Here is a 26,498-nt window from a genome sequence, read left to right on the forward strand (position 1 = left end):
TTCACAACAATGACGTAACCATACGAAAAGGCAAATCCGATGTCTGACACCGACATGCGCGAAATCGCAATGCAAGCAAAAGCATGGCCCTTTGAGGAGGCCCGCAAGGTCTTGGCGCGTCTCGGTGGCAAAAAACCGGAAAAAGGTTACGTCCTGTTCGAAACCGGCTACGGCCCGTCCGGCCTGCCGCATATCGGTACTTTCGGGGAAGTGCTGCGCACGACGATGGTCCGCCGCGCTTTTGAGATGATGAGCGACATTCCGACCCGTCTCTTCGCCTTCTCCGACGATATGGACGGGTTGCGCAAGGTTCCCGACAATGTGCCGAACCAGGAATTGCTGGCGCAGCATCTGGGCAAACCGCTGACCCAGGTGCCCGACCCCTTCGGCACCCATGACAGTTTTGGCCAGCACAACAATGCCCGTCTCCAGGCTTTCCTGGACAGCTTCGGTTTCGAGTATGAATTCCGCTCTGCAACGGAATGCTACAAAAGCGGTGAATTCGATCAGGCCCTTCTGGACGTGCTGCGCAATTATGAAAAAGTGCAGAACATCATGCTCCCCAGCCTGGGTGAGGAACGCCGCAAGACCTACAGCCCCTTCCTGCCGATCTGCCCGGAAACCGGCATCGTCCTGCAGGTCCCTGTTGTTGAACTGAACCCGGAAGCCGGCACCATCGTCTATGAACGCGAAGACGGCAAAAAGGTTGAGACCGAAGTCACCGGCGGCAAATGCAAACTGCAGTGGAAGCCGGACTGGGCCATGCGTTGGCATGCCCTGGGCGTGGACTATGAAATGTCCGGCAAAGACCTGACAGATTCCGTTAAACTGTCGGGCAAGATCTGCCGCGCTTTGGGCAGCCGCCCGCCGGAAAACCTGACCTATGAATTGTTCCTCGACGAACAGGGCCAGAAGATTTCCAAGTCCAAGGGCAACGGCCTCAGCATGGAAGAGTGGCTGACCTACGCCACGCCGGAAAGCCTGGCCAACTTCATGTTCGCCAAGCCGAAGACCGCCAAACGCCTCTATTTCGATGTTATTCCGAAACAGGTGGACGAATATTACGCCCATGTCCGTTCTTTCGACGGGCAGGAACCGGCCAAGAAGCTGGAAAGCCCGGCCTGGCACATCCACAACGGCCAGCCGCCCAAGGATGTCCCGCCGCTGAGCTTCTCGATCCTGCTGAACCTGGCAAGTGTGTGCAACGCAGAGGACCCGAGCGTCCTTTGGGGCTTCATCTCCCGCTATGTGCCGGGTGCGACGCCGCAAAACAATCTGGCCCTGGACAAGCTGGTCGGCTATGCGGTCCGCTATTATCAGGACTTCGTCAAACCGACGAAGAAATACCGCCTGCCGGTGGGCAAGGAAGTGGAAGCCCTGCAGGAATTGAAGGCCCGTCTGGACAACATGCCGGAAGATGCTGACGGCGAGGCTGCACAGACCGCCGTCTACGAGGTTGGCAAGGCGCATGAATTCGACAACCTGCGTGACTGGTTCAAGGCACAGTATGAAATCCTGCTGGGCCAGGAAACGGGCCCGCGCATGGGGTCTTTCATCGCGCTCTACGGCCTGCGTGAAACCAGCGACCTGATTGACCGCGCCCTGAAGGGTGAGGACCTGTCGGCCTAAGAAGGCCCGCAAGACTTGACCTCAAAAAGGCACCGGTCCACTGGCCGGTGCCTTCTTTGTTAGGCGCGCTCACGCCGTGACAACGCTACCCCGTATTTAGGGGGTCGCCCGGTTCAATATTCCGCCAACTCCCGGGCCAGAACGTCCCTCATCAATCCTGGCGTGCGCTCCAGAATGCGTTCAAGTGTCGGATCGACTGTGGCGAATTCACCTGCCTGCGCAGCGCGGTAATAACCAAGAACGACCTTCAGAACGAGTTCCGGAAGGCCTGCGGCTTGCGCATTCCGGATCATAGCATCTTCGCTGATGACCTGACGGGAGACCGTCCGGCCGGTCACCTCGCCCGCCATGCGCGCCAGGTCGGCAAGATCGAGCGCCTCCCTGCCGGTCAGCGGCGGAGTAGGGCCGTCGAAAGTTTCCTGCCCAGCCAGCAGACGGGCATCGGCCTCCGCCAGATCTTCATGGGTCGCCCAGGCCACCTTGCCGTCCTCAGGTCCCGTCAACGTACCGTTTGCGAAGCCATGTGCATTCATGCCCATGGCGCTGTCGGCATAGAAACCGTGGCGCAGCGCTGTCCAGGCCACCCCTGAAGCCGCCAACATTGCCTCGGTCGCGGCATGATCGCGCCCAGGTGGGAAATGCGACTGCGCGTTACTCGACATCTGACTGGTATAGAGCAACCGCTCGACGCCCAGCATCTTTGCAACTGTAATGGCCGTTTTATGCTGCTCCCGCGGATCGCCCCCGCTGGCGGCTGCATTGGACGATACCAGCAAGACCCGCTTCGCCCCCTCCCAGGCGTGACGCAAGCTGTCGGCGTCATCGTAATCGCCTCGCCTGATCCGCACCCCACGGGACGCAAGCGCTGCCAGTTTTCCCGGGTTGCGAACACTGACGCCAATCCGGTCTGCCGGAACAAGGCGCAGAAGGGCCTCTACCACAAGCCCGCCCAGTTTTCCCGACGCTCCCGTAACGATGAACATTGTTCACTCTCCAATCCTATGCGTTGATAATCGACAAGATGACTGTTCTGATTTATTTAAATAAGCTGCCAAATTCAGAATGGGCTGTTCTGCATGAAGAACAATGTTTCCGCCGACGATCTCGCCATGCTCCTGACAGTTCTGCGCGAAGGCGGCTTCCGCGCTGCCGCGCGGCGGCTTGGCACGGCTCCTTCCAGGGTCAGCACCACCGTCACACGCATCGAGGAACAACTGGGCACTCCCGTCCTGCGCCGCACAACGCGCAGCCTGCACCTGACGGACCCAGGGCACCTGCTGGTGGACCGTGTAGGGCCGCTATTATCGGCACTGGATGCCGCCTGCCATGAGGTGGCCAATCTTGGCGGTCAGGTTCAGGGGCGGCTGAAGCTGAATGTGCCCGGCGCAGTCATGCCCGACATCCTGCCCCCACTGCTGGCCGAATACCGGGCGCGTCACCCCGATGTGGAAGTCGAGATCATGGTTGAGAACGATCTGGTCGACATCGTCTCGGCGGGCTGCGATGCCGGCATTCGCTATGGCAGCGTGCTGGAACAGGATATGATCTCAATTCCAATCGGCCCGCGTCTGCAGCAAACAGCCCTGGCAGCAGCCCCGGCCTACCTGGAGGCGCGCGGGATACCCCAGACGCCAGAAGACCTTACCACCCACGACGCTATCCGCTATCGCCTTGACGGCGGTGCCCTGTTGCCTTGGGAACTACAGGGCACCGGGCAATCCGTACGGGTCGAGCCTATCAATGCGCTTATCCTGAGCGTAAGCGCGCTTGACACGGGCCTGCGCTATGCACGCGCAGGGCTAGGCGTCATCCATACGTTCCGCAACTGGCTGGACGAAGATTTCCAGACGAAAAACCTGACCCCCGTACTGCCGGAATGGTGGCCGGAAATGGAGGGACCACACCTCTACTATCCCAGCCGCTTCGCCCCGGCACCGCTGCGGGCGTTTATTGAGGTCTGTCGAAACACGACCGGGAAGTGAGGGTAAGCCTCTGCCAGAACCTTCGTATTCCACGAGTTAGACTTGAGATCGCAGCCCCTGAAAGCTGTCCGTTGCGTCGGCACCGCGAACCAATGCGGTTTGGCGCCGTCCCCTCTTTTTACAGATGATCCTCGGTTGCAATCGTACCCTGACGGATACGCGTTCGTTCCGGCGGGAAGGATGCCCGAACCGTCGTTCCTTCTCCCACATCGCTTTCGATTTCAATCGTGCCGCCGTGAAGCTCCATCAGGAATTTGGTCAATGACAGCCCAAGCCCTACGCCGTCGTGACTGCGCGAGAAGACGTGATCGGCCTGACCGAATGGCTCCAGCACATGGCCGATCATGTCCTTCGGAATACCACAGCCCGTGTCCTGTACGGTAATCGTGATCCCGCCCAGATTCGACACGGCCATCCTCACGATGATATCGCCATGATCGGGGGTGAATTTCACTGCATTGGACAACAGGTTCAGCAAAATCTGGCGCACTCGGACGGGATCGGCATAAAGCCATGGCATATCGTCGGGCACATCCATTGATGCATTGAGATTGCCCTGTTTCAGGAAGGATTCCACAGTCCGTAAACAGGACTGGCCCAGGTCTTCCAGGTCGACCACCTCCTCCGACAGCCCCAGTTCGCCGGCTTCGATCTTCGACACGTCCAGAATATCCCCGATCAGTTTTAGCAGATGGCTGCTGCTGTTCAGGATATCCTCGGCATATTCCCGATATTTGTCATTCTGCATGGGACCGAACATTTCTTCGGTCATGATGGTTGAAAAGCCAATGACTGCGTTAAGCGGCGTGCGCAATTCATGGCTCATATTCGCCAGAAACTCGCTTTTGGTGCGATTGGCGGTTTCCGCTGCTTCCTTGGCCCCCAAAAGCTGCACCTCCGCCTTCTTGCGCTCCATAATCTCGGCGCGCAGCTCCGAGGTGCGTTCCTCCACCCGGTTTTCCAGCGAAAGATTTGCCTTTTTCAACGCGTCCTGTGCATGACGGCGCTGATCGACCTCATGTTGAAGTTCGCGCGTGCGCTCGCGGACCCTCTGTTCCAGGTCGTCACGGGCATGGATCAGGGCCTGCTCTGCCTGGCGCCGCTCCAACAGCAGTTGCCGGATGGAACTGACGAAATTATTGGTCACACGGGCGACCAGCCCCAATTCGTCGTCGGCATGGCGCGGGTTCACATAGGCTTTCCCGCCATCCTCGCGCTCCGGATCAATTCTGGAAATGGATTCCGCCAAACGCACCAGCGGTTTCGTGATCAGGAAGTAGTAGGCCGCAAACAACAGCAGGACGAGAACCATGTTGCGAATAAGGCCGCTCGCCAGCAGGAACATCGAACGGCCGAAAAAGTCCGACAGGGCCGCGTCCCGATCCACGGTGATTGTCAGCCGCCCCGGTTCCACACTCTGACTGGCCGCGACTTTCAAGGGGACGGTATAGGTTCGGAATTCGTCGGTGATCTTCCTTGTGATCCAGCGGGATTTACTGGGCTCGACATCGCGCTCCCTTCGCGCCAGTTCAATCCCCAGGTCATCGTAGATTTCAGCACTTTTGATGAAGTGATATTCCAGAAGTCCGTTTACCACTTCCGCGGCGAGGTCCTCATCCAGAATATGCACCGCGCGGCTTGCAGGCGGTTGGGCCACCGCCAGAATGCGTTTGATAAATGCATCATGGGCGGCCACTTGTTCCCGGTAGTCCCAATAAAGCTGGACACAGCTTAACAACAGGCCGATCAGGAAGGCGAGAATGACGCCCGTCCGCGCCAGTTTGAAGGAAATACGGTCGCGAAAACGCAGGCTCATAGGCCACCTTCCCTACGGCAGGCAGCGCCAACGTCCATTGTTTTTCCCAAGCCCGGGCTTGGCCTGCGTTTCCCCACAGTCATTCTCCACACCGTACCGACCGGCCGGGTTTATTGTTGCGCGATTTCCAACGATTGTAACCCCTTAACAATATAATTAGTTCACTTGCGAATGGGACAAAAGCGTTTTCCCGGACAATTCACACGCCAAAAGAAAAATCCGGCCACACCGGCCGGATCAATCTTTTTCACAATCTCAAACTATTGAAATCAATCAGCTTTTATGGGCGAATTCCCAGTAAAGCTCACGCGCCAATTGCGCAATCGGACCCGGCTGCAACTCCCGCCCGCCGAAATTCGTGACCGGCATGACCTTACCGTAGTTACCTGTGTTGAAAATCTCGTCCGCATCCTCCAGATCCTGAACAGTAACCTGGCGTTCCAGCACCGTGACGTCCTTGTCACGGAGAAGCTGGATCACGCGTTGACGGGTAATCCCATTCAGGAAACAGCCATTCGGCGCCGGTGTCGACACAACCCCGTCCTTGGCGATGAACAGGTTTGCCGTTGCGAATTCCGCAACATTGCCCAAGGGATCCAGCATCACCGCATTGTCAAAACCCGCTTTCTTCGCCTCGGTCAGCGCCCGGGCCGCATTGGGATAAAGGCATGCCGCCTTGGCATCGGTCGGCGCAAATTCGATCGACGGACGGCGAAAGCGCGACAGCATTGCTGTAAAACCGCTTGCTGGCGGCAACGGAGATTCATAGAGCGACAGCGCGAACCGCGTGGTTTCCGGGTTCGGCGCAACAAACCCTTCATCGGCCCAATAAATTGGTTTGATATAGAGCGGCGTACCGGAGGGAAATTTGCCGATACCTTCCCAGGCCAGATCATAAATCTCCTGCCAGGACATGGTCGGCTCCAGGTCCAGCGCGGCTGCGGACCGGTTGGTACGCTGGCAATGCAGGTCCAGATCGGGGGCCACGCCCTCGAATGCACGCGCACCGTCAAACACAGTCGACGCCAGCCAGACACCATTGGAATTTGCACTCAAAATCGGTTCCGAGCCATCGCGCCACGAACCGTCAAACCAGATTTGTCCCGCCATTTTTTCTCATCCTCTCATACCACTATAGCAGCCTTCGGCAGCTCTTTGAGGCAGTTAAGCAGCTTTCGCCAGAAGGGCCAAGTCGCCAGCGGCAACGTCTCCGCAACAACTGTTGTTACTGGCTGGACCAAACGATGCGCGATTGCCAGACAACATCTGTGGACGGTCGCTCAAGGATCGTCCGTTCAGGCGACAGAAGTCTGAAGGCGATGCGATGCATGGTCACCCTTTCCAGTTCTAACAGCCTGACCCCGTCGCCTTTGAGATGAGCCGCCACCCGGTCTCCCCTTCTGACGCTCAGTCGTGGGGCAACAACCACGAGCGCACCGGCACGAAAGACCGGCTCATAGCGATCATCGGAGATTTCCAAACCGAACAGGGTCGAATCCGGAACCTCGGGAAAGGGTCGGCTGGCCCAGCCATCCGCCCGTGGAAAACCGTCACGGTCGAAATCACCCGGCCGCGTGCCTTCAAAGGCACGACAGGGAATTTCCGCGCCTGCCACGACCGGAGTATGTTCCTGCATCAGGCCGAAAAACTCCTGGGGTGGGCAGTTCACTGCCGCCATGACTTTCGACAGGCTCTCTGTACCGGGCCAATGTGCACGCCCGTCGGCAAGAACACGTTTGCTTTTGTTGAATGCCGTCGGGTCCAGCCCTGCGCGCCGGGCCAGCGCCGACACGGAAAGCCGCCGACTGGCTGCCAAGCGGTCAACCGCCCGCCATATGCTTTTATGATCCAATGCGCTCTCTCCAAAAGTGGCTCATTTTCAGTATAGGTTATTTTTCCTATTTTTGACAAGATAATGAGAACATAATATCAGAATACAGAACAACTTTCTGTAAGGAGGAACATCCTTGGGTAGCAGTATTCGCCTCCGCGGCACACGGGCGACCGCCCTGGTCTGCTTCACCGGACAGACGGACATCCCGTGGCTGAAGCTACTTCACAAAAACTACCGTCACTGCTTCGCGGTCATCAGGTTGGAAGATCGTTGGATAGCATACAACCCTTTATCCCATCGCACAGATATCCAGATATTTCCGGAAATGCCCACCGGTCACCTGCGGCGTCACCTGGAAGAAAGCGGCCTGCGTGTTATCGAGTGCACCACCAGAACAGATACCCGTTTCCGATTGGCACCAATATTTCCCTATAGTTGTGTTGAAGCGGTAAAAAGAGTTTTGGGCCTGGACGCCCGCTGGATCAAAACCCCGCGACAACTCCACATCGCATTAAGAGAACATTTAACGAACAAACTTCTTGACTCTCCCCCTCCTTCTTGCCTATACAGACAAGACTCACAAGCAACCGGCCCATCGCGCCGGTTATTTCATCCCCAAAAATAGAACAAAAGGAGAACACAATGGGTGGACTATTCAGTAGCCCCTCTCCGCCGCCCCCGCCACCGCCGCCTTCCGAGGAAGAAAACCGGAAGGAGGAAATCACCGCCCGCAAGGAGGATATCGAACGCCGCCGACGCGGTCGCAGCGGAACCATCCTGACCGGCTGGAAAGGCGCCTTGGATTCGCAGCAGACACCAACCCCCAGCACAAAGGACAAACTTGGCGAATGACGGCAGAGTCTCTCACACCGGAAGAGCTGATTCGGCGCTACGAGCGGGCCAGGCAAAACCGCAGCACCTGGGAAAGCCACTGGCAGGATTGCTATGATTTTGCCCTGCCCCGCCGGGACGGTGCGCTCTCATCACGCCCCCCCGGCGCCGGCAAGCGCCAAAGTCTCTACGACGGCACCGCCCCGGATGCCGTCGAACAGCTCGCCGCGGCCCTTTTGGCGGAATTGACGCCCACATGGTCACGATGGATGAATTTCAAACCGGGCATTGAAATCGACGCGGAGACGGAAAGCGACATCTCCGAAGAACTGGAACAATTGTCGCGGACCGTCCAGGGGCATTTCGACCGGTCCAACTTCCAGATTGAAATCCATCAATGCTATCTGGATCTGGTCACCATTGGTACGGCCTGCCTTCTGTTTGAGGAAATGCCCATCGGCGAGGCGGCAGCCTTCAAGTTCACAGCAATCCCGATTAGTGAAATTGTCATGGAGGAAGGTCCGTCCGGCCGCCTGGACACCATCTACCGCCGCTGTGAGCTGACCGAAAGCCAGATTGCCCAGCGGTTCCCCCAGGCATCCCTGCCGGAACGCTTTCACATGCTGGCAGGCGATGGCGATGAGACACGCATCGCCGTCCTGGAGGCCGTCGTGCCGGATGCTGCCAACCGATATCGCTACAGCGCCCTGGCGCTGGACGATGAAACCGGCAGCGGCGACCCCATGACCCTGGCGGAAGGGACCTACGAACGGTCTCCCTTCATCTCCTTCCGCTGGCTGAAGGCACCGGGGGAATTCTACGGCCGCTCACCGGTGATGAAAGTCCTGCCGGACATCAAAACCGCCAATAAGGTGGTCGAACTGATGCTGAAGAATGCCAGCATTGCCGTCACCGGCATCTGGCAGGCGGACGACGATGGCGTTCTCAATCCCGCGGCCATCCGGCTGGTGCCCGGCACCATCATCCCCAAGGCCGTTGGCAGCCAGGGATTGCAGCCCCTGCAACCCGCCAACGACTTCAACCTGTCGGAAACGCTGTTACAGGGGCTGCGCGAGCGTATCCGCCACGGACTTCTGGTGGACCAGTTGCAACTGGCGGGCAATCCGCAGATGACCGCAACCGAGGTGATGGAACGGACGGCGGCAATGACGCGGATGCTGGGGGCGACCTTCGGCCGTCTTCAGGCGGAACTGATCCATCCCCTGGCACAACGTGCCCTGGCAATCCTTGTCCGTCGCGGCGAGGCCCCGACCATGGCCCTGGACGGGCGTCTGGTGGAAATGGAAGTGACCGCCCCGCTGGCCCGCCGTCAGCGCATGGAAAAGGCCGCACCGCTCTTGCAATGGCTGAACCTTGCCGGTTCTGCAGGACCGGCGGCGATGGCGGCCATCGATATGGCCCAGGCATCGAAATGGCTGGCGGAGGCAATGTCCGTCCCACCGAGCCTGCTGGCCTCGCCTGAGCAGGCGGCGGCCACAACCGGCGAGAATGCAATTGGCGCGGCGTTACAGGCCGCAACCGGGGCCCAAGGCGGGGCCACACCCGACCTGACCCAAGTGATGGAGGCAATGAATGGCGCGACCTGACAGCACTTCCGATGACTGGCTATGGCGTGGCGTGGAAACGACCGCACACGACGAGGATGCCGTGAGCCTTGCCCGTGATTTTGTCCGTACCTTTGAAAGCGACAGGGGCCAACGCGTCCTCAACTACCTGCGCCGACAGACCGTGGAACGCGCATTGGGCGCGGATGCCAACGATGCCGCCCTGCGCCTGATCGAAGGCCAGCGGCTTCTGGTTCTAAAGATCGAATCGCTGATCGCCCGCGGTCGCTCTCTCTAACCTCCAAGGAGTGAATGTCATGACAGAAGAAGAAAATATCCAGGAAGGACCGTCAGCCGAAACCTGCCCGCCGGAGGTTCCCAGGAAGTTCTGGGACGAGACCACCGGCACGATCCGGACCGACGCCCTTTTGAAATCCTACCGGGCCCTGGAAAAACGCCTGTCGCAGAACACCACAGCGGCGGATGCGATTTCTCACGCCGGTGATGAAGCGGGTTCTGCCAATCGCCCTGCATCGCCGGAAGACTACAAGATCGACATCGGCCACGGGCTGTTCGAGCCTGACCCCGATATCAACCAACAGCTTTTCGATGCCGGGTTCAGCCAGGAACAGGCCCAACTGGTCTACGATCTTGCAGCGACCGAATTGCTGCCGATCGCCCGCGAGATCAGCGAGCTTTACCGCAGCGAATTCGAACGCGAGCGGCTGGAGCAATATTTCGGCGGCGCAGACCGTTGGCGGGAGGCAAGCCGCCAGATCCGAAAATGGGGCCGCGCCAATTTGCCGGATGATACCTTCGAGGCCCTGGCGTCCAGCTATGAGGGCATCCTGGCCATGCACAAAATGATGGGCAATACGGACGAGCCCGGTATCATCCGCGACGGACAGCCCGCCGGGTCCGGCCTCGCGGAAAAGGACCTGCGCCGGATGATGCGCTCCCCCCAATATTGGAAAGACCGCGACCCCGGCGTCATCACCAAAGTCTCCGAAGGATTCCGGCGCCTTTATACCGGCTAAGCTAGCAGGCGTCTGAATTGGGGAATTACCCCCACCTCTCACCTCACCAATACAAAGGAAATCTGCCTATGAATTCACAAACCGAGACCGTGGACTTGATCAGGAACGGCCTCCAAACGCTCAGCCCGATGGAGCTGGAAGAACTGGATTCGATTATCACGCCGCGCGCAGCCGAACTGCTGGTCAAGGCCTTCGGTCCGGACATGTGGGAGATTCTCGTGCCGCTCGTCGAAAACGACGACCCGAAGGAAGTCCAGAATATCGAGGAATCTATCCGCCAGATGATGCGCGACCCGCGTTATTGGCGCGACCGCGACCCGTCCACCGTTCGCCAGGTATCCGAAGGATTTCAGCGCCTTTACCCCGGACAGCCGCAAAACTGACCCTTTCCCGAATACCTCCCTTTCCGTCCTGAACTCGGGCCGCCCTAGCTGGCGGCCCTTCTTTTTCCCGAATGGCACAAGATATTTTCTAAAGTTTTTTATTTACAAAACATCCACACCAATCTATCGTTCACAATGCTGCAAACACCCCCGACGTTCTCTTTTCCATAAAGGCTTTCCCCAATGCCTATCGTTGTCTATGTGATCATCCTGTCGCAATTCTCCACCCCTTTCATGTTTTCCGGGGTCGGCATCACCCTGCCTGTCATAGGGGCGGAAATGCAGGCCTCCGCCGTTGAGCTGGGGTTGGTGGAAACCGCATTCCTCGGCGCTTACACCGCATTCATGCTGCCGTTCGGTCGCGTCAGCGATATCATGGACAAGAATACCGTCTTCAAGATTGGCCTGCTGGTCTACACATTGGCAAGTCTGGCATTGGGCTTCGTCGACAATATCGGACCTTTTGTGGCCATCCGCGCGGTTCAGGGCCTGTGCGGCGCTGCCATGGCCGCGACCAGCATGGCCATCGTCGTTGAATCGGTTCCTGCGGAAAAACGCGGCCAGGCCCTCGGTCTGTCCATTGGCGCCATCTATGCGGGTCTTGCCTCCGCCCCCTACCTCGCCGGACTGGTCACAGACCATTTCGGCTGGCGCTGGGTCTTTTACGCCAGTTCAATCTGCCTGTTCCTGTCTTTCGTGCCCGCCGTCTTTGTGATGAAAGCCAAGGGGAGCGCAGCATCGGGGCGCCTGGAGATCAGGAACAGCCTGCCGCTTATCCTCGGCGTATTGGCGCTGAGCTTTGGTGCGGCGGAACTGGATGACGGCATCATCGGGGAAAGCCTGCTTGCCGCCGGTATTCTGCTGCTGATCGTTTTCGTCATCGCCGACCGGCGCAGCACAGCCCCGCTGCTGCCATTGGACTATCTTCGCCGCAACCGCATCCTGTCCCATGCGTTGCTTTTGCAGATGCTGACCTATGCCGGAGCCTTCGGCATGACCTTCCTGTTCAGCCTCTATCTGCAGTCGATCAATGGTTACAGCGCCCTGCAAGCTGGCCAGACACTGATCATCGGTCCGGTTCTGATGGCCTGCATCGCCCCGTTTACCGGCCGCCTGACCGACAAATATTCACCGCGTGTGTTGGTCGCGATTGGCATCGCCTGCACGGCGACCGGCGCGGGGCTGGCCATCGGCGTTGCGGGCAGCAACAATCTCTTCATGCTGATCGCCTCCCTGGTCAGCCAGGGCATTGGCTTTGCAATTTTCTCAACACCCAATATGGCAATCATCATGGGCAGCGTGGAACGCAACCGGTCCGGTTTCGCCTCCGCCCTCACCGCCAAGACACGATCCATCGGCATGGTTTCGAGCATGACAATTATTACGCTGATCATGTCCGCCCGGATGGGCCACAGCAAAGTCAGCGCGAACCCTCAGGGTTTTCTGGACACCATGCATCTGACGTTCATTATCCTGAGCGTATTGGGGCTCTTCGCCTTCATCATGGCGCTCACCGGCGTTTTCCGCCACAAACACAGGTTACAGGCCATGCAGGAAACATCCGGCCCGGCCTGATCGCGCAGACCTATTCCCTGTCGAACGGGTTTCGGCCCTGCCGGTCTTCGACCTCAATCACCCACAGGTCGGGATCGCGTTGCCGGGCCCGTTCGATATAGTCATCGGCCTTGGCTTCATCGACCACATCCTCCCGGAAAACGGACATCCACCCCAACTTCCCGTCGAGATCACGCGCCTGGGTCAGGACACGGCAACCATTGTCCAGCATATTGAGCTTCAACAACACACTGCCGCCGTTAGCATCGCCCTTTTGCAAGACAAAGGCGGGGACTGCTTCCATACTGAGCTGCCGCAGGGTGGCGCCGACCCATAAATGGGTTGGCAATCGACCGTCGTCCATTTCACTCTTCCGATTCTCTTGTACTAAGTTATTGTTATCCTATGTGAACAGGGTCGGCCAGATTTGCCAACGCGGTGCCTTATAGCAATCGTCGTCAGCACCCGACAGAACAAAGGAGGACTTATGCCAGCGAAAGAGGCCAGTGGGCTTATCAGCCGGACCGTCAGTCGTTTTCGCCGTCTTTGGGCGGATGCCGCGAATGATAGTGAAGGGTCCCTGCATGTATCGCCAGACCTCCCGGACAAGGATTTCGAGAAAATCCGGGGTCAGATGCTGGAATGCCTTGAAGTCCGCGGCGGTGAAGTCTCCGCCCGCGGCCGTGCAGCCAGTCTGGGCCAGACCTACCTGCAACTCAACGACACGGGAAAGACCCGTTTCCTGTCCCTGATCGCACAGCATTTCGGACCCGACCCCAATGCCGTCGGTCTTGCCATCGCCAGCTACCAGTCGACAGAGGCTGCGGAACGCGTTGTTGCAGAAGCCAACTTGCGTGAAGCCCTTTATGCGCCCCGGCTCAACCTTCTGACCCAGTTCAACGCCCTGCCGCAGGGTGTCAAATTTCTGGTCGACATGCGCGCGGACCTCCTGCGCCTGAAGGATGACGACCCTTCAATGAATGCCCTGGATACGGACCTCAAGAACATGCTGTCCAGTTGGTTCGACGTCGGCTTCCTTGAACTGAAACGCCTGACCTGGGAGTCGCCTGCGGCAATCTTGGAAAAGCTTATCGAATATGAATCGGTCCATGAAATCCGCTCCTGGCAGGACCTGCGCAACCGCCTGGATCACGACCGGCGGCTCTATGCCTTTTTCCACCCGCGCATGCCGGAAGAACCTCTCATTTTCGTGGAGGTAGCTCTGACCAGGGGCATTGCCCGCGATGTGCAGATCATCCTGGATGTGGATGCGCCGATTGCCGACCCAAGCAGCGCGGATACCGCAATCTTCTATTCCATTTCCAACACGCAGGAAGGCCTGCGCGGCATCAGCTTTGGCAACTTCCTGATCAAACGTGTCGTGGAGTCCCTGCAGCGGGACATGCCGAACCTGAAGAAATTCTCCACCTTGAGCCCCATCCCGCTTTTCCGGCGCTGGCTGCAAAACGCCGTGGCTGACGGGCTGCCGGGCCTGTTGACCCAGGATGATCGCAAACAACTGACCGCCGCCCTGGGCGAACGCGCCAACAAGGGAGACCTGATCCGCGTGCTGGAACAGCCGGACTGGCATGAAGATGAAAAACTGGCAGAGGCCCTGAAAAAACCCCTTATGCGGCTTTGCGCACGCTACCTGACGAAAGAGAAAAAACGCGGGCATGCCCCGTTCGACCCGGTGGCCCGTTTCCATCTCGGCAACGGTGCGCGTATCGAACAATTGAACTGGATGGGCGATAATTCAGTCAACGGGCTGAAACAGTCCTTCGGCATTATGGTCAACTACCTCTACGACCTGAGCGATATCGAGGAAAACCACGAGCATTTCGCCCGCGAGGGCCGGATTGCCACATCCAGCCAGATCAGGGGACTGTCAGACTGAAATCGTCATTCGGATAGAATAGGACAGACCGAAACGGAACCGGGCAGGCTCAGGCGTGCCCGGCTTCACCGGAAAGAAGGGACAGATCAATCCCGATCTTGGTAATGGCGCGCTGCCATTTACTGCCAAGGTCATGATCGAAAACCAGTTCTTCATCCGGCTGGCAGTGCAGCCAGGCGTTTTCCTGGATTTCTCCGTCCAACTGCCCCGGCCCCCAACCGGCGTATCCAAGGGCCAGAAGGCTTTCACGCGGACCGAAGCCCTGGGATATGTCGCGCAGGATATCAACCGTCGCCGTCAGTCCCACACCGCTGTCCATCAGGACCGTGCCGTCGCGGCTGTAATCCGGCGAATGCAGGACGAAACCGCGGCCGGATTCTACCGGCCCTCCGAAATGCACCAGGATATCGTCGCTGGTCGCCGGGGAAGGCAGTCCCAACTGCTCCAGCAATTCACTGAAGGTCAGGGTCTCGATCAACCGGTTAATCACCAGCCCCATGGCGCCATCAGAATTATGAACACACACATAGATTACTGATTTTTCGAACCTGGGATCCGTCATTGACGGCATTGCGACAAGCAACTGGCCTGCCAGGTAACCAGAGCGCATATCAGTGGGTCCAAGGGTCATTGTTTTTCCGTTTGTCTTTCGCCAATGCCGTTGTTTTCAAAAGGACCTATGGACGGTTGCCGACCATTAATACCTTTCTTATATCTGTAGCAGCCATGTTCGATGTAAACCACGAACCTGATAAAATTGTACTCCATTCGCGAAGATGCGAGAACCGGGTGAACACGTTTTTTTGAGGGAACGTGACAAAATTACACGTGTAATCCCGACTGTAAAAGCAGTATGTCAGGGATGCAGCCGCCTGCTATTGTCATTGGGCGGCCCTACTGAAAGTTATAGCGGAAGCGTATGTTTAAACGAATTCTGACCCTGGCGACGGTTGCTTTTGCCTGTCTTTCCGGTATGGCGGGCAGCGCCATAGCCGCAAGCAGCGATTGGGCAAAAACCGATTTCACATCCGTGCGGCTGATCTCTGCAGTTGACGGCACTGCGGCTCTGGATGAAATCCCGCTGGGACTGGAATTCAAACTGGATGAAGGCTGGAAGATCTATTGGCGCAACCCGGGCGATGCCGGTCTCCCGCCGACGCCCGACTGGTCCGCCTCCGAAAATGTCTCTGACGTAATGATCGACTGGCCCGCACCCCACCGGTTCAGCATCTTCGGTCTGGAGACCTTTGGCTATAAGGACCATGTCGTCCTGCCGCTGCGGGTAAAGCCGACCACGCCCGGACAACCGGTCACCCTGACAGGTGCGGTCAATTATCTTGCCTGTTCCGAAATCTGCGTACCGCTGGATGTGAATGTTTCTTTGAACCTGCCAGCGGGTCAGGCAGGTGTGGCCGACGAGGCCCCGCTAATCAACCGGTTCGACAGCACGGTTCCCCGACCGGCTAAAAGCGCCGGGATCACCCTCCAGAAAGCGGGCTTCACTGAGGCAGACGATGACCAGTTCGCCTTGCGCGTTGCTGCCCTTTCCCAAACCACGTTCGATGCCCCGGACCTGATTGTGGAGGGCCCCGCGGGCAGCTATTTCGACAAACCGCAGGTCACCCTGTCCGACGATGGCAGGCAGGTCTATTTCGATCTGAAAGGCGGCGGCGTCGCAACGGATGATCTGGACCAGGCCTCCCTGACGCTCACACTGCTGGACACGAACAATGCCGTGGAAGGCAGCCTGCAGGCAACGGAGGGTCTCGCGGATATTGAACCGTCGGGCGGGCTGAATATCACGGCCCTTCTCCCCATCCTGGGACTGGCGTTGCTGGGTGGGTTGATCCTGAACCTTATGCCCTGCGTGTTGCCTGTCCTCTCCATGAAGTTGCTCAGCGTGGTCAGCCATGGCGGCAGCCATAAAAAGGACGTCCGCCGGGGCTTCCTGGCCTCCGCCGCTGGCATCCTGACGGCTTTCCTGATCCTGGCTGGCAGTCTTGCCGCATTGAAACAGGCAGGCGTGGTTATTGGCTGGGGTATCCAGTTCCAGCAACCGGTCTTCCTTGCCGCCATGATCGTCGTGGTTACGCTCTTTGCGGCCAATCTTCTGGGTTTTTTCCAGATTCGCCTTCCCGATGCAGTATCTGACATTGCCGCGAATGCCGGACACGGCAAGCAAGGCCTGACCGGGCATTTCGTCACCGGCATATTCGCCACCGTATTGGCAACGCCTTGCAGCGCCCCCTTCCTCGGCACTGCAATCGGGTTTGCCCTAAGCCAGGGCACGACCGAGATTTTCGCCGTCTTTATTGCCCTGGGGATCGGCCTTGCCGCGCCCTATCTTCTGGTGGCGCTCTTCCCCGGTGTCGCGGCTGCCATGCCGCGTCCGGGTGCCTGGATGAACAAGTTGCGCGCCGTGCTGTCACTCGCCCTGATCGGAACAGGCATTTGGTTGCTTACCGTCCTCGACAGTATCGCCGGGCGTGACATCACGATTTCCGTCGGCGCGCTGTCGGTATTGATCCTGGCAGTCTTTGCAACGCGCCGACTGACGCCGAAGGCACGCGTCGCCCGCTTTGCCCCGGTTGCCGCCGCGATCCTGTCCCTGGCAACAGTCGCCCTGCCGATCACAAAAGATACCGTCAGGCCCATCAAGGCCGAACCTCTCGTCACGGACACTGCATGGATTCCCTTTGATGAAAGTGCGATCCCTGCCCTCGTTGCCAGCGGCAAGACGGTTTTTGTCGACGTGACGGCGGACTGGTGCATCACCTGCCAGTTCAACAAGAAAACCGTTGTGGAAGTCGGCCAGGTTGCCGAATGGCTGCAACGGGATGACGTCGTTGCCATGCGCGCCGACTGGACCCGTCCCAGTGACGAAATTTCGCATTACCTGAACAAATTCGGCCGTTATGGCATTCCATTCAACGTCATCTACGGTCCGGATGCACCGCAGGGTGTGCCTCTGCCAGAGTTGCTGACCACCGATGATGTCCTCGCCGCGGCGGCAAATGCCAATGGAAAAACCGCCGTCGCACAAGATTGATCTGGACATATCCCTGTTCCATCATAGGTAATAGGAACAGGCAGCAACGCACAGGGCAGAATATCGAAACTGCCGGCGGGGCTGTGTCACGCCAACAGCGAATGAAGGATGGGTAGAATGATCAAAGTCGGCGACAAACTTCCGGATATCGGCTTCAAGACCATGGGCGAAAACGGGCCGGAACCCGTCAGCGCCGAAGACCTGTTCAAGGGGAAGAAGGTTGTTCTTTTCTCCGTACCAGGGGCCTTCACACCGACATGTTCCGCCAAGCACCTGCCGGGTTTCGTGGAAAAGTCAGGTGATATCAAAGCCAAGGGCGTCGACACCATTGCCTGCGTTGCAGTCAATGATGCCTTTGTGATGGGCGCATGGGGCAAGGACCAGAATGTCGGCGACAATGTCGTCATGCTGGCCGATGGCAGCGGTGAATGGACCAGTGCCCTGGGTCTGGAACTGGACCTGAATGCCGCAGGCCTGGGCATGCGCGGACAGCGTTTTGCCATGATCGTGGACGACGGCACGGTTACACATCTGGCCGTGGAAGAAGGCGGCGCTTTTGACGTATCCTCCGCCGAAAAAATTCTGGCCGCCCTGTAATCAGGCGACCCGAAAGTCGACAGCATCCCCGGTCAAGGCAACCTGACCGGGGATGTTTTGTTTCAGGCCAGCAAGAACCGGAATTTCTCCGCAGCTTCTTCCCCTACATCGGGCAGACGCGCCACCAGTTGCGTAACCGTATCGCACTGATCGTCGCGGGCCGCCATCTCAAGGGCCTTTGCCAGGGAATGCAATCGCATCGCCCCGAAACTGCCAGCACTGCTTTTCAGGGCGTGTGCTTCCTTGGCGATCACCGCCCGATCGTCTCCCTCCTCTGCTTCGCAGATTCTCTCTACGCGACCGGACAACTCATTCAGGAATACCTCGATCAACTGAGGCACCGCCTGTTCTCCGGCGTCCTTGCGCAATTGCCGCAGGATAATCTCGTCCACGACAGGCGAACCATCATCCGGACTGCTTTTGGCATCATTGTCCAATACAGGCGACTCGACCGGCGCGTCCGACAACTGGCATGGCGTCTCGTCCGCGGTTGCAGGTTGAGGGATCGCCGCCGGGTTGACGACAATCGCCCCCTCCCGGTTTTCCAGATCGGGCACGGGCGCAGGTTTGCATATCCGCCCCATATTCGGCGGGCAGAAGCGGACAATCGTGTCGATCAGCTCCCGCGTCTGCAACGGTTTGGTCAGATAGGCATCCATGCCGGACTGCAGGAAACGCTCCCTGTCACCCGGCATGGCATGAGCCGTCAAGGCCACAATGGGAACCTGGCTCTCCTCACCGGGAAGGGCACGGATTGCCTTGGTCGCTTCGACCCCGTCCATATTCGGCATGGAAACATCCATAAGGACCAGGTCGTAGGGCAACCGCCGGACCGAATCCAGTGCTTCCGCCCCATCCATCACCCAATCCACACGATATCCCACACGCCGCAGCAGGGCGGAAGCGACCATCCTGTTTGTCGGGCTGTCTTCCGCCAGCAGGATGCGATAGCCTTCGCCGACACGGCGCTGTGCTTCATCGGCGTCGTGGCGCGCGCGATCCTCCATGATCGTGTCTGCTGACATGGTCTGCATCACACGGGCCAGATCTTCCCGTTTTATCGGTTTACTCAAAATCCCGTCGGCACGACCATCGCGGCCTTCCGCATTGCCGCCGCTCTGTACGCCATAGGGACGCAGCAGGAAAATCGGCAGGTCACACCCCTTGCTGCGGAGCATTTCGACCAACCGCCCACCGGTTTCATCCTGTGGCCGCCCATCGATCAGCACCACATCAAGGTCTTCCTCCGCCATACGGGCAACTGCCTCGTTGGCCGTGCGAACGGCCGTGACACTATGCCCGTCGCTGCGCAGGGTTTTCACAAGAAGGGAAGAGGTGATCCCGCCCTCTCCCCAGAAAAGAATACGCCGACGCGGCATGTCGTCTGCCGCGGGCACGACGATCTCGGCGTCACTGCCACGTCGCAACTGAACGGTGAAGCTGAAAACACTGCCGTGATCCGGTTCGCTGTTCACCCGGATAACGCCATTCATGGCCTCGACCAGCCTTCTGGTGATGGCAAGCCCCAGGCCGGTGCCGCCAAAGCGGCGCGAATAGGAGGCATCAATCTGGTTGAATTCCATAAACAGGCCGTCCTGGGCATCATAGGGAATGCCAATGCCCGTATCGGTAACAACCCCGGACAAGGTCACGTCGTCACCGTCTTCCGCAACCATCGCCAATTCAACTGTTACCCCGCCACGTTCGGTAAATTTCACGGCGTTGCCCGCCAGATTCAACAGGACCTGACGCAGCCGCCCCGGATCGCCGCGCAGTTCATCGGGGACGGAATGGTCAACATAACAGGCAATCTCGATCCCCTTGGCATGCGCCCTGGAGGCCAGCAATTCCACAACCCCCTGCACAACCTCGGTCGGATTGAAGTCCGTATCCTCCAACGTCAGCTTGCCCGCCTCGATCTTGGAAAAGTCCAGAATGTCTTCGATAAGCGACAACAGCATTTCGCCGGATTCGCGCGCCGTCAGGGCATAGCCGCGCTGTTCCGGGTCCAGTTCGCTATCCATCAGCAGTCCCAGCAAGCCCAGCACACCATTCAGCGGCGTACGCATCTCATGGCTCATGATCGCCAGGAACTCCGACTTGGCCTGAGTTGCATTGCGGGATTCGTGAAGCGCCCTGCGTAGCCGTTCCTCCGTGCGCACCTGATCGGAAATGTCATAACGAAGACAGATCACGCCTCCGCTGGGAATATGAATATCGCGGGCCAGCACCCAGTTGCCTTCGGCCAGTTCATACTGGCATTCACCGCCATTGTTAAAGCTGTCGAGACGCCATTTTTCCCATTCCCGTACCGTTCGCCCGGAGCGCGAGTAATGATTGTTCTCCAGGCCGAAGGAAAGCAACGCCTCAAAAGATTTGCCAACAACATCGACCTCGTCCTTGAAACCTGCGATTTCCAGAAACGCCGAGTTACACATCGCCAGACGGCCGTCTTTTTCAAAAAGGCCGACACCATCGGGAATACTGTCCACTGCCTGCCGCAGAAGGTCCGTTGCCGCAACCGCCTGTCTGTTGGCTCTTTCTTCCCGACCAACCTGACGGAACAGCAAAAAAACGAGGGCAAGGCCGCAAAAACCGACAACGGAGATATCAATCACCAGTGTCTGCGCCAGCGAACTGATGTTATTGCGCACCTCATTGTCGCCGGACATATCCGATTGCACCGCCGACAAAGTCACGCGATGCAGGCCGTCCCGCGCCGGAGACAAGAGATCATAAACTTTCCGAAGGACGGCAACATCACCGGTATGCAGCCGCGCGATTTTCGCATCAACCTGCACCAGACGATCCCTCAGATCATCAAAAACATCCCTGTGATCTCGGTAAAGCGTCGCCTGGGGTTCCGGGGCAGATGCAGAAATCAGGTTCAGGCGGCTCCACAGCACATCAAGCTCACGCACCACATCATTGGGGCCGGTTGCATTCGGCGCGGTTTCCGCTTTTGATAGCACCTCCAGGCATTCCTGAAGGGCGCGTTCCAACTCTCCGGCGTACCATAAGTTGCTGTTGGTCTGGGTTTGCCAAAGAACACTCTCCTGTTCCCAGAACCGCGTCGCGGTAATCACCGCGCTGGCTCCGAAAAGGGTCAGCAAAACCAGAAGAACAATATAGACAGCCCGTCGTTTTAGATGGATCATTTTATCTCAAGTGTCTCCAGCTGCCATACCCAGCGGTCGGCAACTTCTGCAGCCTCAAGCTCTGTATGCTCGTCTTGCGGATAGACGATCCATAGCGGCCCTTTATCCCTCCGCTTTAATGTCACACCGTTGACTTTGAAGGCAAGTAATACGTCGTAACGCTCAACATCGGACCAGGGTATCGTCGCCTCGTAATCGTCCAGGGCCACTGCCTTGATATCGCTTCCCTTTCTGGCCCCCACAAAGTTCAGCACATCCCTCAGCAACACTCCGGTGAAGCGCGCCCGGGCACTCAGCCATGGTGATTTCGTCGCGTAGTTCACAACCTTGAACTGGCGGAGCATCTTCATGCTCAGCAGCGCCGACTTCCCTTGATTGTGTTTGGAAATATCGCCTTGCACCGTCAATATAACGGCCCCTGACGGCATGGGCAGCGCCTTGGCCTCGGCAACGCCCCCCGGAACCGTCATAAGCAAGACTAGTGAAATAATGACAAGCCGCAAATGCATGAGGTTCCTTTCCCCCACTTGTCGTTGTAACCTGCAACCAAATACAGACTAGCGTTAATCTCTCAACAAAACCCTAACACAATTAATACGGTTCAATGGTCTTTCTTTTCACGGATTTCGGGTATTCCGGCCCCTACGTAGGCCAGATGAAAGCTGCCCTGTATGAACGGCTGCCCGAAGGCACGGTCATTGACCTCATGCATGACGCCCCGCGCTTTAATTCAAAGGCATCCGCCTATTTGCTGGCGGCGCTTGCGGAATTCATGCCGGCCAATGCGGTCACCGCCGCCGTGATCGACCCCGGCGTCGGCAGCAAAAGGAAGGCCATTGCCCTGAAGGCAGACAGCCGCTGGTTCGTCGGGCCGGATAACGGGCTGCTGGCCCTTGTTGCGCGGCGCGCAAAATCAGCCGAAATTTACGATATCGCCCACGTCCCCTCCCACCTTTCCGCCAGCTTCCACGGGCGGGACCTCTTCGCACCGGTCTGCGCAGAACTCGCACAGGGCATTCTGAAATCCCTGAGCCCACGGAAACAGCAGGACCGGATTCCCGGGTCGGACTGGCCGGAGGATTGTGCGGAAATCATCTATATCGACGAGTTCGGCAATGCCATGACGGGGATGCGCTTTGACCTGTTGCCCACCACCTGCGATATTCGCGTGGACAGCCAATTGGTTCCGGTCAGACGGACCTTCTCCGACGCACCTGTGGGGGTACCATTGGCCTACAGGAATTCACAGGGGCTGCTGGAAATTGCAGTCAACCAGGGCAGCGCAACTGCCGACCTGGCGTTGGAAATTGGCAGTCGTATAGACATAGTCGCGCAGACATGAGGAAAGAATGACCAAAGGCGGCCTCCTGGGACCCAATACAGATCTTCTGCCGCTACCTGCGCAATTCGATGACCCGTTCCTGAATACGGTCATGCAGCACTGGCAGGATATCCGGCAAGGACAGAACATTCCTCAGCGCAGCGCCCTGGACCCCACAGCGTTTCGCCGCTGCCTGCCCCATGTCTGGATTTATGGATACCTGCCTGAGGAAGACGACTTCGTCTGTCGCCTTGCCGGTGCCGAGGTCAACTACGCCTGGGGCTATTCCATCATGGGAAAGCGCATATCCGAACTTTACGGCCCTGAAAACAGCATCAAGCTGAAAAGCCGATGGAAGTTCGTCCTGGAAAAGCCGGCAATCATGCATTCAAAATTTACGACCCTGCGGGAAACAACGTCATTCAAACGGGCCGAACGCCTGACATTGCCGGTTGCCGACCAGTCAGGGGAGCCTGCCTTTATCTTTGGCGTGACCCACTATCGTTTCGACAAAATTCGGGACCGCGACAAACAGATCGCGCCTCCCGAGGAAAAGCCCATTTACTACAGCATCGACTGACCTAACGCGTCGGCCCCGGGTCCCGATGCTGATGTGGCCAACCCGCATAGGCATAGGGAGACAGGCCGCGGGTATTTTCATCCACTCTGAACCGTTGATGAACAGGCGGAAAGGCCCGCTGGCCACAATCCATGCGGTCGCAAATCCGGCAATGGACGCCGATCAGGCCTGCACGCTCCGCATTTTCCAGATCCACCCCGTCCGAATAGACCATCTCCGGCGCATGAACCACCGCGCACCCCAGGCCGATGGAAAAGACACTTTGCTGGACGCCATAGCCGACACCGCCCTTGCGCACAGTCCGCGCGATACAGAAGAACCCGGTTCCGTCCGGCAGGTAGGAAACCTGGGCCTGGACCACGCCGGGGTTCATGAACGCGCTATAGACGTTCCAGCGGGAACAGGCCCCGCCATGGCGCGGGATCGGCAGGCCCGACAGGGAAAAACGCTTGGAAATGTTGCCCGCGATATCCACGCGCAGGAAATGCATGGGAATTCCTTTGGCGTCCGGCTTGTTCAGTGTCGTCAGGCGCTGGGCCGCCTGTTCGAAACTGATGCCATATTGGTGCTGCAACAGTTCAATGTCATAGCGCACGGCGCGCGCGGTCTGTAAAAAACTGTCATAGGGCATTAAAAGGGCGGCGGCGAAATAGTTGGCCATCGCCACCCGGCCCAGGTGCCGGACATCGCCTTCGCGAATGCGCCCTTCCATCAACAGCATGTCGATCACCGGCCCCGCCGACAGCAGACCGACCTGATGAGCAATCTGGAAAATCCGGCTGGCCCGATCCACACGGGGCGAAATCCACAAGGTGCGGGTGATCGCATCGTAACGCCGCTGGAACGTCTCTCCCGACTGGAAGTCCGCAAGCTGTACCGTGACGTCATGGGCCGTCTTCAAATAGTCAACCAGCGCATCGTTGCTTTGCGTTTCGACAATCCCGATTTCACGGCGAACCCGGTCGGCCTCGTCCTCCAGGTCCTGGAAATAGTTGTTATTGGCCTGGATAAAGTCTGAAATCTGTTCCGCAGGCGCAAGGCTGCTGCCAAAGGCGAAGGCATCGGTCCCGTCTTCCTCCGCCAGTTGGGTTGCCAGGCTGCGCGTGTCCTCGATGGACTTGCGGAAGGCGTCATGAAGCAGCAACAGGGCCTTGGCGGCATTGGGACTGGAATTGACCAACTCGCGGACGTCCATATTGGTCAGGTCCAGTTCTTCGAACATATCCTCACCCAGAACCGCCATGACATCGGCCAGAAGCTGGCTTTCGTCCCCTTCGGCGAGATCGCGCAACTCAAGGTCGAAAATCTCCGACAGTTTTAGCAGCAGATCGACCGTCACCTTGCGATGATTATGTTCGATCAGATTCAGATAGGACGCACTGACCCCCAATTGTTCCGCCAGCTGCGCCTGCGTCTTGCCATGGTCGCGGCGCAGGCGGCGGATCTTCGCCCCCAGCTTCGGATTGGCGCTTTTAACCTGTTTTGCCATCGCCCCCTCCTACGAATAATTTACATTATTTACTTTTTGAAAATTATATACAAGACCAGTTTACATTTTTGTCAATTTGGAAAGCGTTGCGCCAATTCCCGGGTGCATCGTATCAATAAATCAGGAAACAGCGCTGCCTTGCGATATCAATCGGCTGTTTAGTCGATGAAAAACATTCAACAGGCAAGCGATACACAAAAGAAATTTTACAAGCTGTAAAGGATTACGACCATGACCGACAGCATGAACATGGATTACACCTGGGACAACACCAGCGGCGATAGCGATGCACAGGGCTGGGCCGCGCCGTCCTACGCGCCGGACCGTTGGGCAACCGTGCGCCGTGACTACAGCATGGCCGACGTGGAACGCCTGCGCGGCTCCGTTCATATCCGCCATACGCTGGCTGAAATGGGCGCGGAAAAGTTGTGGAAGCTGATCACCGAAACGCCCTATGTAAATACCCTCGGTGCCTTCACCGGTTGTCAGGCGACCCAGCATGTTCGTGCCGGCCTGAAAGCCATCTATCTGTCCGGTTGGCAGGTTGCCGCCGATGCCAACAATGCCGGTCAGATGTATCCGGACCAGTCGCTTTATCCGGTCAGTTCGGTCCCGCAGGTCGTTGAGCGCATCAACAATGCCTTCCAGCGTCAGGATCAGATCCAGAACATGGAACGCCTATCCGGCGAGGAAACCACCGATATCGACTGGTTTGCCCCGATCGTAGCTGACGCCGAAGCTGGCTTCGGCGGCCCGCTGAATGTTTTCGAACTGATGAAGGCCATGATCAAGGCCGGTGCCGCAGGCGTCCATTTTGAGGACCAACTGGCATCCGAGAAGAAATGCGGCCATCTGGGCGGCAAGGTCCTGCTGCCGACGCAACAGGCAGTCCGCAACCTGAACAGCGCCCGTCTGGCCGCGGACGTCATGGGTGTTCCGACCATCATCATGGCCCGTACGGATGCAGAATCCGCCCGCCTGATCACCTCCGACGTCGACGAACGCGACAAGGAGTTCATGACCGGTGAGCGCACTGCGGACGGCTTCTACCGCATCACCGGCGGCGTGGACATGGGCATTGCCCGCGGCCTGGCCTATGCGCCTTATGCCGACCTCCTGTGGATGGAAACCTCCACGCCGGACCTGGATCAGGCGAAGAAATTCGCAGAATCGATCCGCAAGGAATTCCCGAACCAGATGCTGGCTTACAACTGCTCCCCGTCCTTCAACTGGGCGAAGCACCTGGATGTTGCCACGATGGAGAAATTCCAGCGCGAGCTGGGCGCCATGGGCTACAAATTCCAGTTCATCACGCTGGCAGGCTTCCACAGCCTGAACTACGCCACCTTCGAACTGGCCCGTGCTTACAACGAACGCGGCATGGCAGGCTACTCCGAGCTGCAGCAGGCGGAATTCGCGGCCGAAACCCATGGCTTCAGCGCCACCCGTCACCAGCACGAAGTCGGCACCAGCTACTTCGACGCCGTCAACAACACGACCGCCGGTGGCGAAGCATCCACCACGGCCATGGGCGAAAGCACGGAAACCGCACAGTTCCACTAAGCCCGATCGTTACACCGGGGGTCGGTTGAGTGACCGAGCGGCCGACCCCATCCCGATCTCCTTGCCCCTATCGGCAAGGGAAGCGGGGCGGTTTCCCTCTCGGTTTTGGTACCGCACCGACCCGACTTGAGCCCGCCTTTTGGCGGGCTTCTTTTTTGATGTCGCTTTGCCCTATGTGGATTCGACATGAAGGTCACCGCAATTTGGTGACAT

23 protein-coding genes are annotated in these 26,498 nt (G+C 58.2%); 14 read left to right on the forward strand and 9 right to left on the reverse strand.

The annotated features are described in order from the left end of the window. The first annotated feature begins 39 nt into the window (after window positions 1-39). Window positions 40-1,629, forward strand: a complete 1,590-nt coding sequence (locus IF205_RS19165) for a lysine--tRNA ligase (RefSeq protein ID WP_259780959.1) — start codon at window positions 40-42, stop codon at window positions 1,627-1,629. A 113-nt stretch (window positions 1,630-1,742) separates the two neighbouring features. Here IF205_RS19165 and IF205_RS19170 read toward each other — a convergent pair whose 3' ends face one another. Beyond that, window positions 1,743-2,612, reverse strand: a complete 870-nt coding sequence (locus IF205_RS19170) for an SDR family oxidoreductase (protein ID WP_259780960.1) — start codon at window positions 2,610-2,612, stop codon at window positions 1,743-1,745. 93 nt (window positions 2,613-2,705) lie between these two features. On the opposite strand from IF205_RS19170, the gene IF205_RS19175 reads away from it, so the two are divergent. Continuing rightward, window positions 2,706-3,611 (forward strand): LysR family transcriptional regulator, encoded by a 906-nt coding sequence (locus tag IF205_RS19175; RefSeq protein WP_259780961.1) that lies wholly within the window; start codon window positions 2,706-2,708, stop codon window positions 3,609-3,611. 118 nt (window positions 3,612-3,729) lie between these two features. Here IF205_RS19175 and IF205_RS19180 read toward each other — a convergent pair whose 3' ends face one another. The 3 genes from IF205_RS19180 to IF205_RS19190 form a co-directional block, all read right to left on the reverse strand. Beyond that, complete coding sequence (locus IF205_RS19180) at window positions 3,730-5,427, reverse strand: sensor histidine kinase (RefSeq protein WP_259780962.1); 1,698 nt, start codon at window positions 5,425-5,427, stop codon at window positions 3,730-3,732. Window positions 5,428-5,700: 273 nt separating this feature from the next. Next, a complete protein-coding gene (locus IF205_RS19185) occupies window positions 5,701-6,537 on the reverse strand; it encodes a branched-chain amino acid aminotransferase (RefSeq protein WP_259780963.1) in 837 nt (278 codons plus the stop codon). Between the two features lie 115 nt (window positions 6,538-6,652). Further along, window positions 6,653-7,279, reverse strand: a complete 627-nt coding sequence (locus tag IF205_RS19190; RefSeq protein ID WP_259780964.1) for a helix-turn-helix transcriptional regulator — start codon at window positions 7,277-7,279, stop codon at window positions 6,653-6,655. Window positions 7,280-7,903: 624 nt separating this feature from the next. On the opposite strand from IF205_RS19190, the gene IF205_RS19195 reads away from it, so the two are divergent. From IF205_RS19195 to IF205_RS19220, 6 genes are all read left to right on the forward strand, one after another. Next, a complete protein-coding gene (locus tag IF205_RS19195; protein ID WP_259780965.1) occupies window positions 7,904-8,113 on the forward strand; it encodes a hypothetical protein in 210 nt (69 codons plus the stop codon). Beyond that, window positions 8,110-9,699 (forward strand): portal protein, encoded by a 1,590-nt coding sequence (locus tag IF205_RS19200; RefSeq protein ID WP_259780966.1) that lies wholly within the window; start codon window positions 8,110-8,112, stop codon window positions 9,697-9,699. Before IF205_RS19195 ends, IF205_RS19200 begins: the two co-directional genes overlap by 4 nt. Beyond that, the gene (locus tag IF205_RS19205; protein WP_259780967.1) at window positions 9,686-9,955 is read left to right on the forward strand and encodes a Bbp19 family protein; all 270 of its coding nucleotides are present in this window, start codon (window positions 9,686-9,688) and stop codon (window positions 9,953-9,955) included. The genes IF205_RS19200 and IF205_RS19205 overlap by 14 nt, the downstream gene beginning before the upstream one ends. A 19-nt stretch (window positions 9,956-9,974) precedes the next feature. After that, a complete protein-coding gene (locus IF205_RS19210) occupies window positions 9,975-10,694 on the forward strand; it encodes a capsid assembly protein (RefSeq protein WP_259780968.1) in 720 nt (239 codons plus the stop codon). Window positions 10,695-10,762: 68 nt separating this feature from the next. After that, window positions 10,763-11,077 (forward strand): hypothetical protein, encoded by a 315-nt coding sequence (locus IF205_RS19215; protein ID WP_259780969.1) that lies wholly within the window; start codon window positions 10,763-10,765, stop codon window positions 11,075-11,077. A 183-nt stretch (window positions 11,078-11,260) separates the two neighbouring features. After that, window positions 11,261-12,652, forward strand: a complete 1,392-nt coding sequence (locus IF205_RS19220; RefSeq protein ID WP_259780970.1) for an MFS transporter — start codon at window positions 11,261-11,263, stop codon at window positions 12,650-12,652. Between the two features lie 10 nt (window positions 12,653-12,662). On the opposite strand, the gene IF205_RS19225 is transcribed toward IF205_RS19220, so the two are convergent. Next, on the reverse strand, window positions 12,663-12,995 hold the full coding sequence (locus IF205_RS19225; protein WP_259780971.1) for a DUF1491 family protein: 333 nt from the start codon (window positions 12,993-12,995) through the stop codon (window positions 12,663-12,665). A 123-nt stretch (window positions 12,996-13,118) separates the two neighbouring features. Here IF205_RS19225 and IF205_RS19230 point away from each other — a divergent pair, with 123 nt between their 5' ends. Beyond that, complete coding sequence (locus tag IF205_RS19230; RefSeq protein ID WP_259780972.1) at window positions 13,119-14,528, forward strand: malonyl-CoA decarboxylase; 1,410 nt, start codon at window positions 13,119-13,121, stop codon at window positions 14,526-14,528. Window positions 14,529-14,577: 49 nt separating this feature from the next. On the opposite strand, the gene IF205_RS19235 is transcribed toward IF205_RS19230, so the two are convergent. Beyond that, window positions 14,578-15,159, reverse strand: coding sequence for a YqgE/AlgH family protein (locus IF205_RS19235; protein WP_259780973.1), 582 nt, complete (start codon window positions 15,157-15,159; stop codon window positions 14,578-14,580). 288 nt (window positions 15,160-15,447) lie between these two features. Between IF205_RS19235 and IF205_RS19240 the strand changes: the two genes are divergently transcribed. Together IF205_RS19240 and IF205_RS19245 are read left to right on the forward strand one after the other, a co-directional pair. Continuing rightward, window positions 15,448-17,577 (forward strand): protein-disulfide reductase DsbD family protein, encoded by a 2,130-nt coding sequence (locus tag IF205_RS19240; RefSeq protein ID WP_259780974.1) that lies wholly within the window; start codon window positions 15,448-15,450, stop codon window positions 17,575-17,577. Between the two features lie 117 nt (window positions 17,578-17,694). Then, the gene (locus IF205_RS19245) at window positions 17,695-18,174 is read left to right on the forward strand and encodes a peroxiredoxin (protein WP_259780975.1); all 480 of its coding nucleotides are present in this window, start codon (window positions 17,695-17,697) and stop codon (window positions 18,172-18,174) included. A gap of 62 nt (window positions 18,175-18,236) precedes the next feature. Here the strand turns inward: IF205_RS19245 and IF205_RS19250 are convergent, their stop codons facing one another. Together IF205_RS19250 and IF205_RS19255 are read right to left on the reverse strand one after the other, a co-directional pair. After that, window positions 18,237-21,332 (reverse strand): response regulator, encoded by a 3,096-nt coding sequence (locus IF205_RS19250; RefSeq protein WP_259780976.1) that lies wholly within the window; start codon window positions 21,330-21,332, stop codon window positions 18,237-18,239. Further along, window positions 21,329-21,841: a putative pterin-binding protein gene (locus IF205_RS19255; RefSeq protein ID WP_259780977.1), complete on the reverse strand. Its 513-nt coding sequence runs from the start codon at window positions 21,839-21,841 to the stop codon at window positions 21,329-21,331. The genes IF205_RS19250 and IF205_RS19255 overlap by 4 nt, the downstream gene beginning before the upstream one ends. Before the next feature lie 95 nt (window positions 21,842-21,936). On the opposite strand from IF205_RS19255, the gene IF205_RS19260 reads away from it, so the two are divergent. Both IF205_RS19260 and IF205_RS19265 read left to right on the forward strand, forming a co-directional pair. Next, on the forward strand, window positions 21,937-22,674 hold the full coding sequence (locus tag IF205_RS19260) for an SAM hydrolase/SAM-dependent halogenase family protein (RefSeq protein WP_259780978.1): 738 nt from the start codon (window positions 21,937-21,939) through the stop codon (window positions 22,672-22,674). Between the two features lie 7 nt (window positions 22,675-22,681). Beyond that, the gene (locus IF205_RS19265; protein ID WP_259780979.1) at window positions 22,682-23,233 is read left to right on the forward strand and encodes a PAS domain-containing protein; all 552 of its coding nucleotides are present in this window, start codon (window positions 22,682-22,684) and stop codon (window positions 23,231-23,233) included. A gap of 1 nt (window position 23,234) precedes the next feature. Here IF205_RS19265 and IF205_RS19270 read toward each other — a convergent pair whose 3' ends face one another. Then, window positions 23,235-24,722, reverse strand: a complete 1,488-nt coding sequence (locus IF205_RS19270; RefSeq protein WP_259780980.1) for a helix-turn-helix domain-containing protein — start codon at window positions 24,720-24,722, stop codon at window positions 23,235-23,237. A 231-nt stretch (window positions 24,723-24,953) separates the two neighbouring features. On the opposite strand from IF205_RS19270, the gene aceA reads away from it, so the two are divergent. Next, window positions 24,954-26,285, forward strand: coding sequence for an isocitrate lyase (gene aceA / locus IF205_RS19275; protein ID WP_259780981.1), 1,332 nt, complete (start codon window positions 24,954-24,956; stop codon window positions 26,283-26,285). Window positions 26,286-26,498: the final 213 nt, after the last annotated feature.

Source organism: Aestuariispira ectoiniformans, from assembly GCF_025136295.1.
GTDB lineage: Bacteria > Pseudomonadota > Alphaproteobacteria > UBA8366 > Aestuariispiraceae > Aestuariispira_A > Aestuariispira_A ectoiniformans.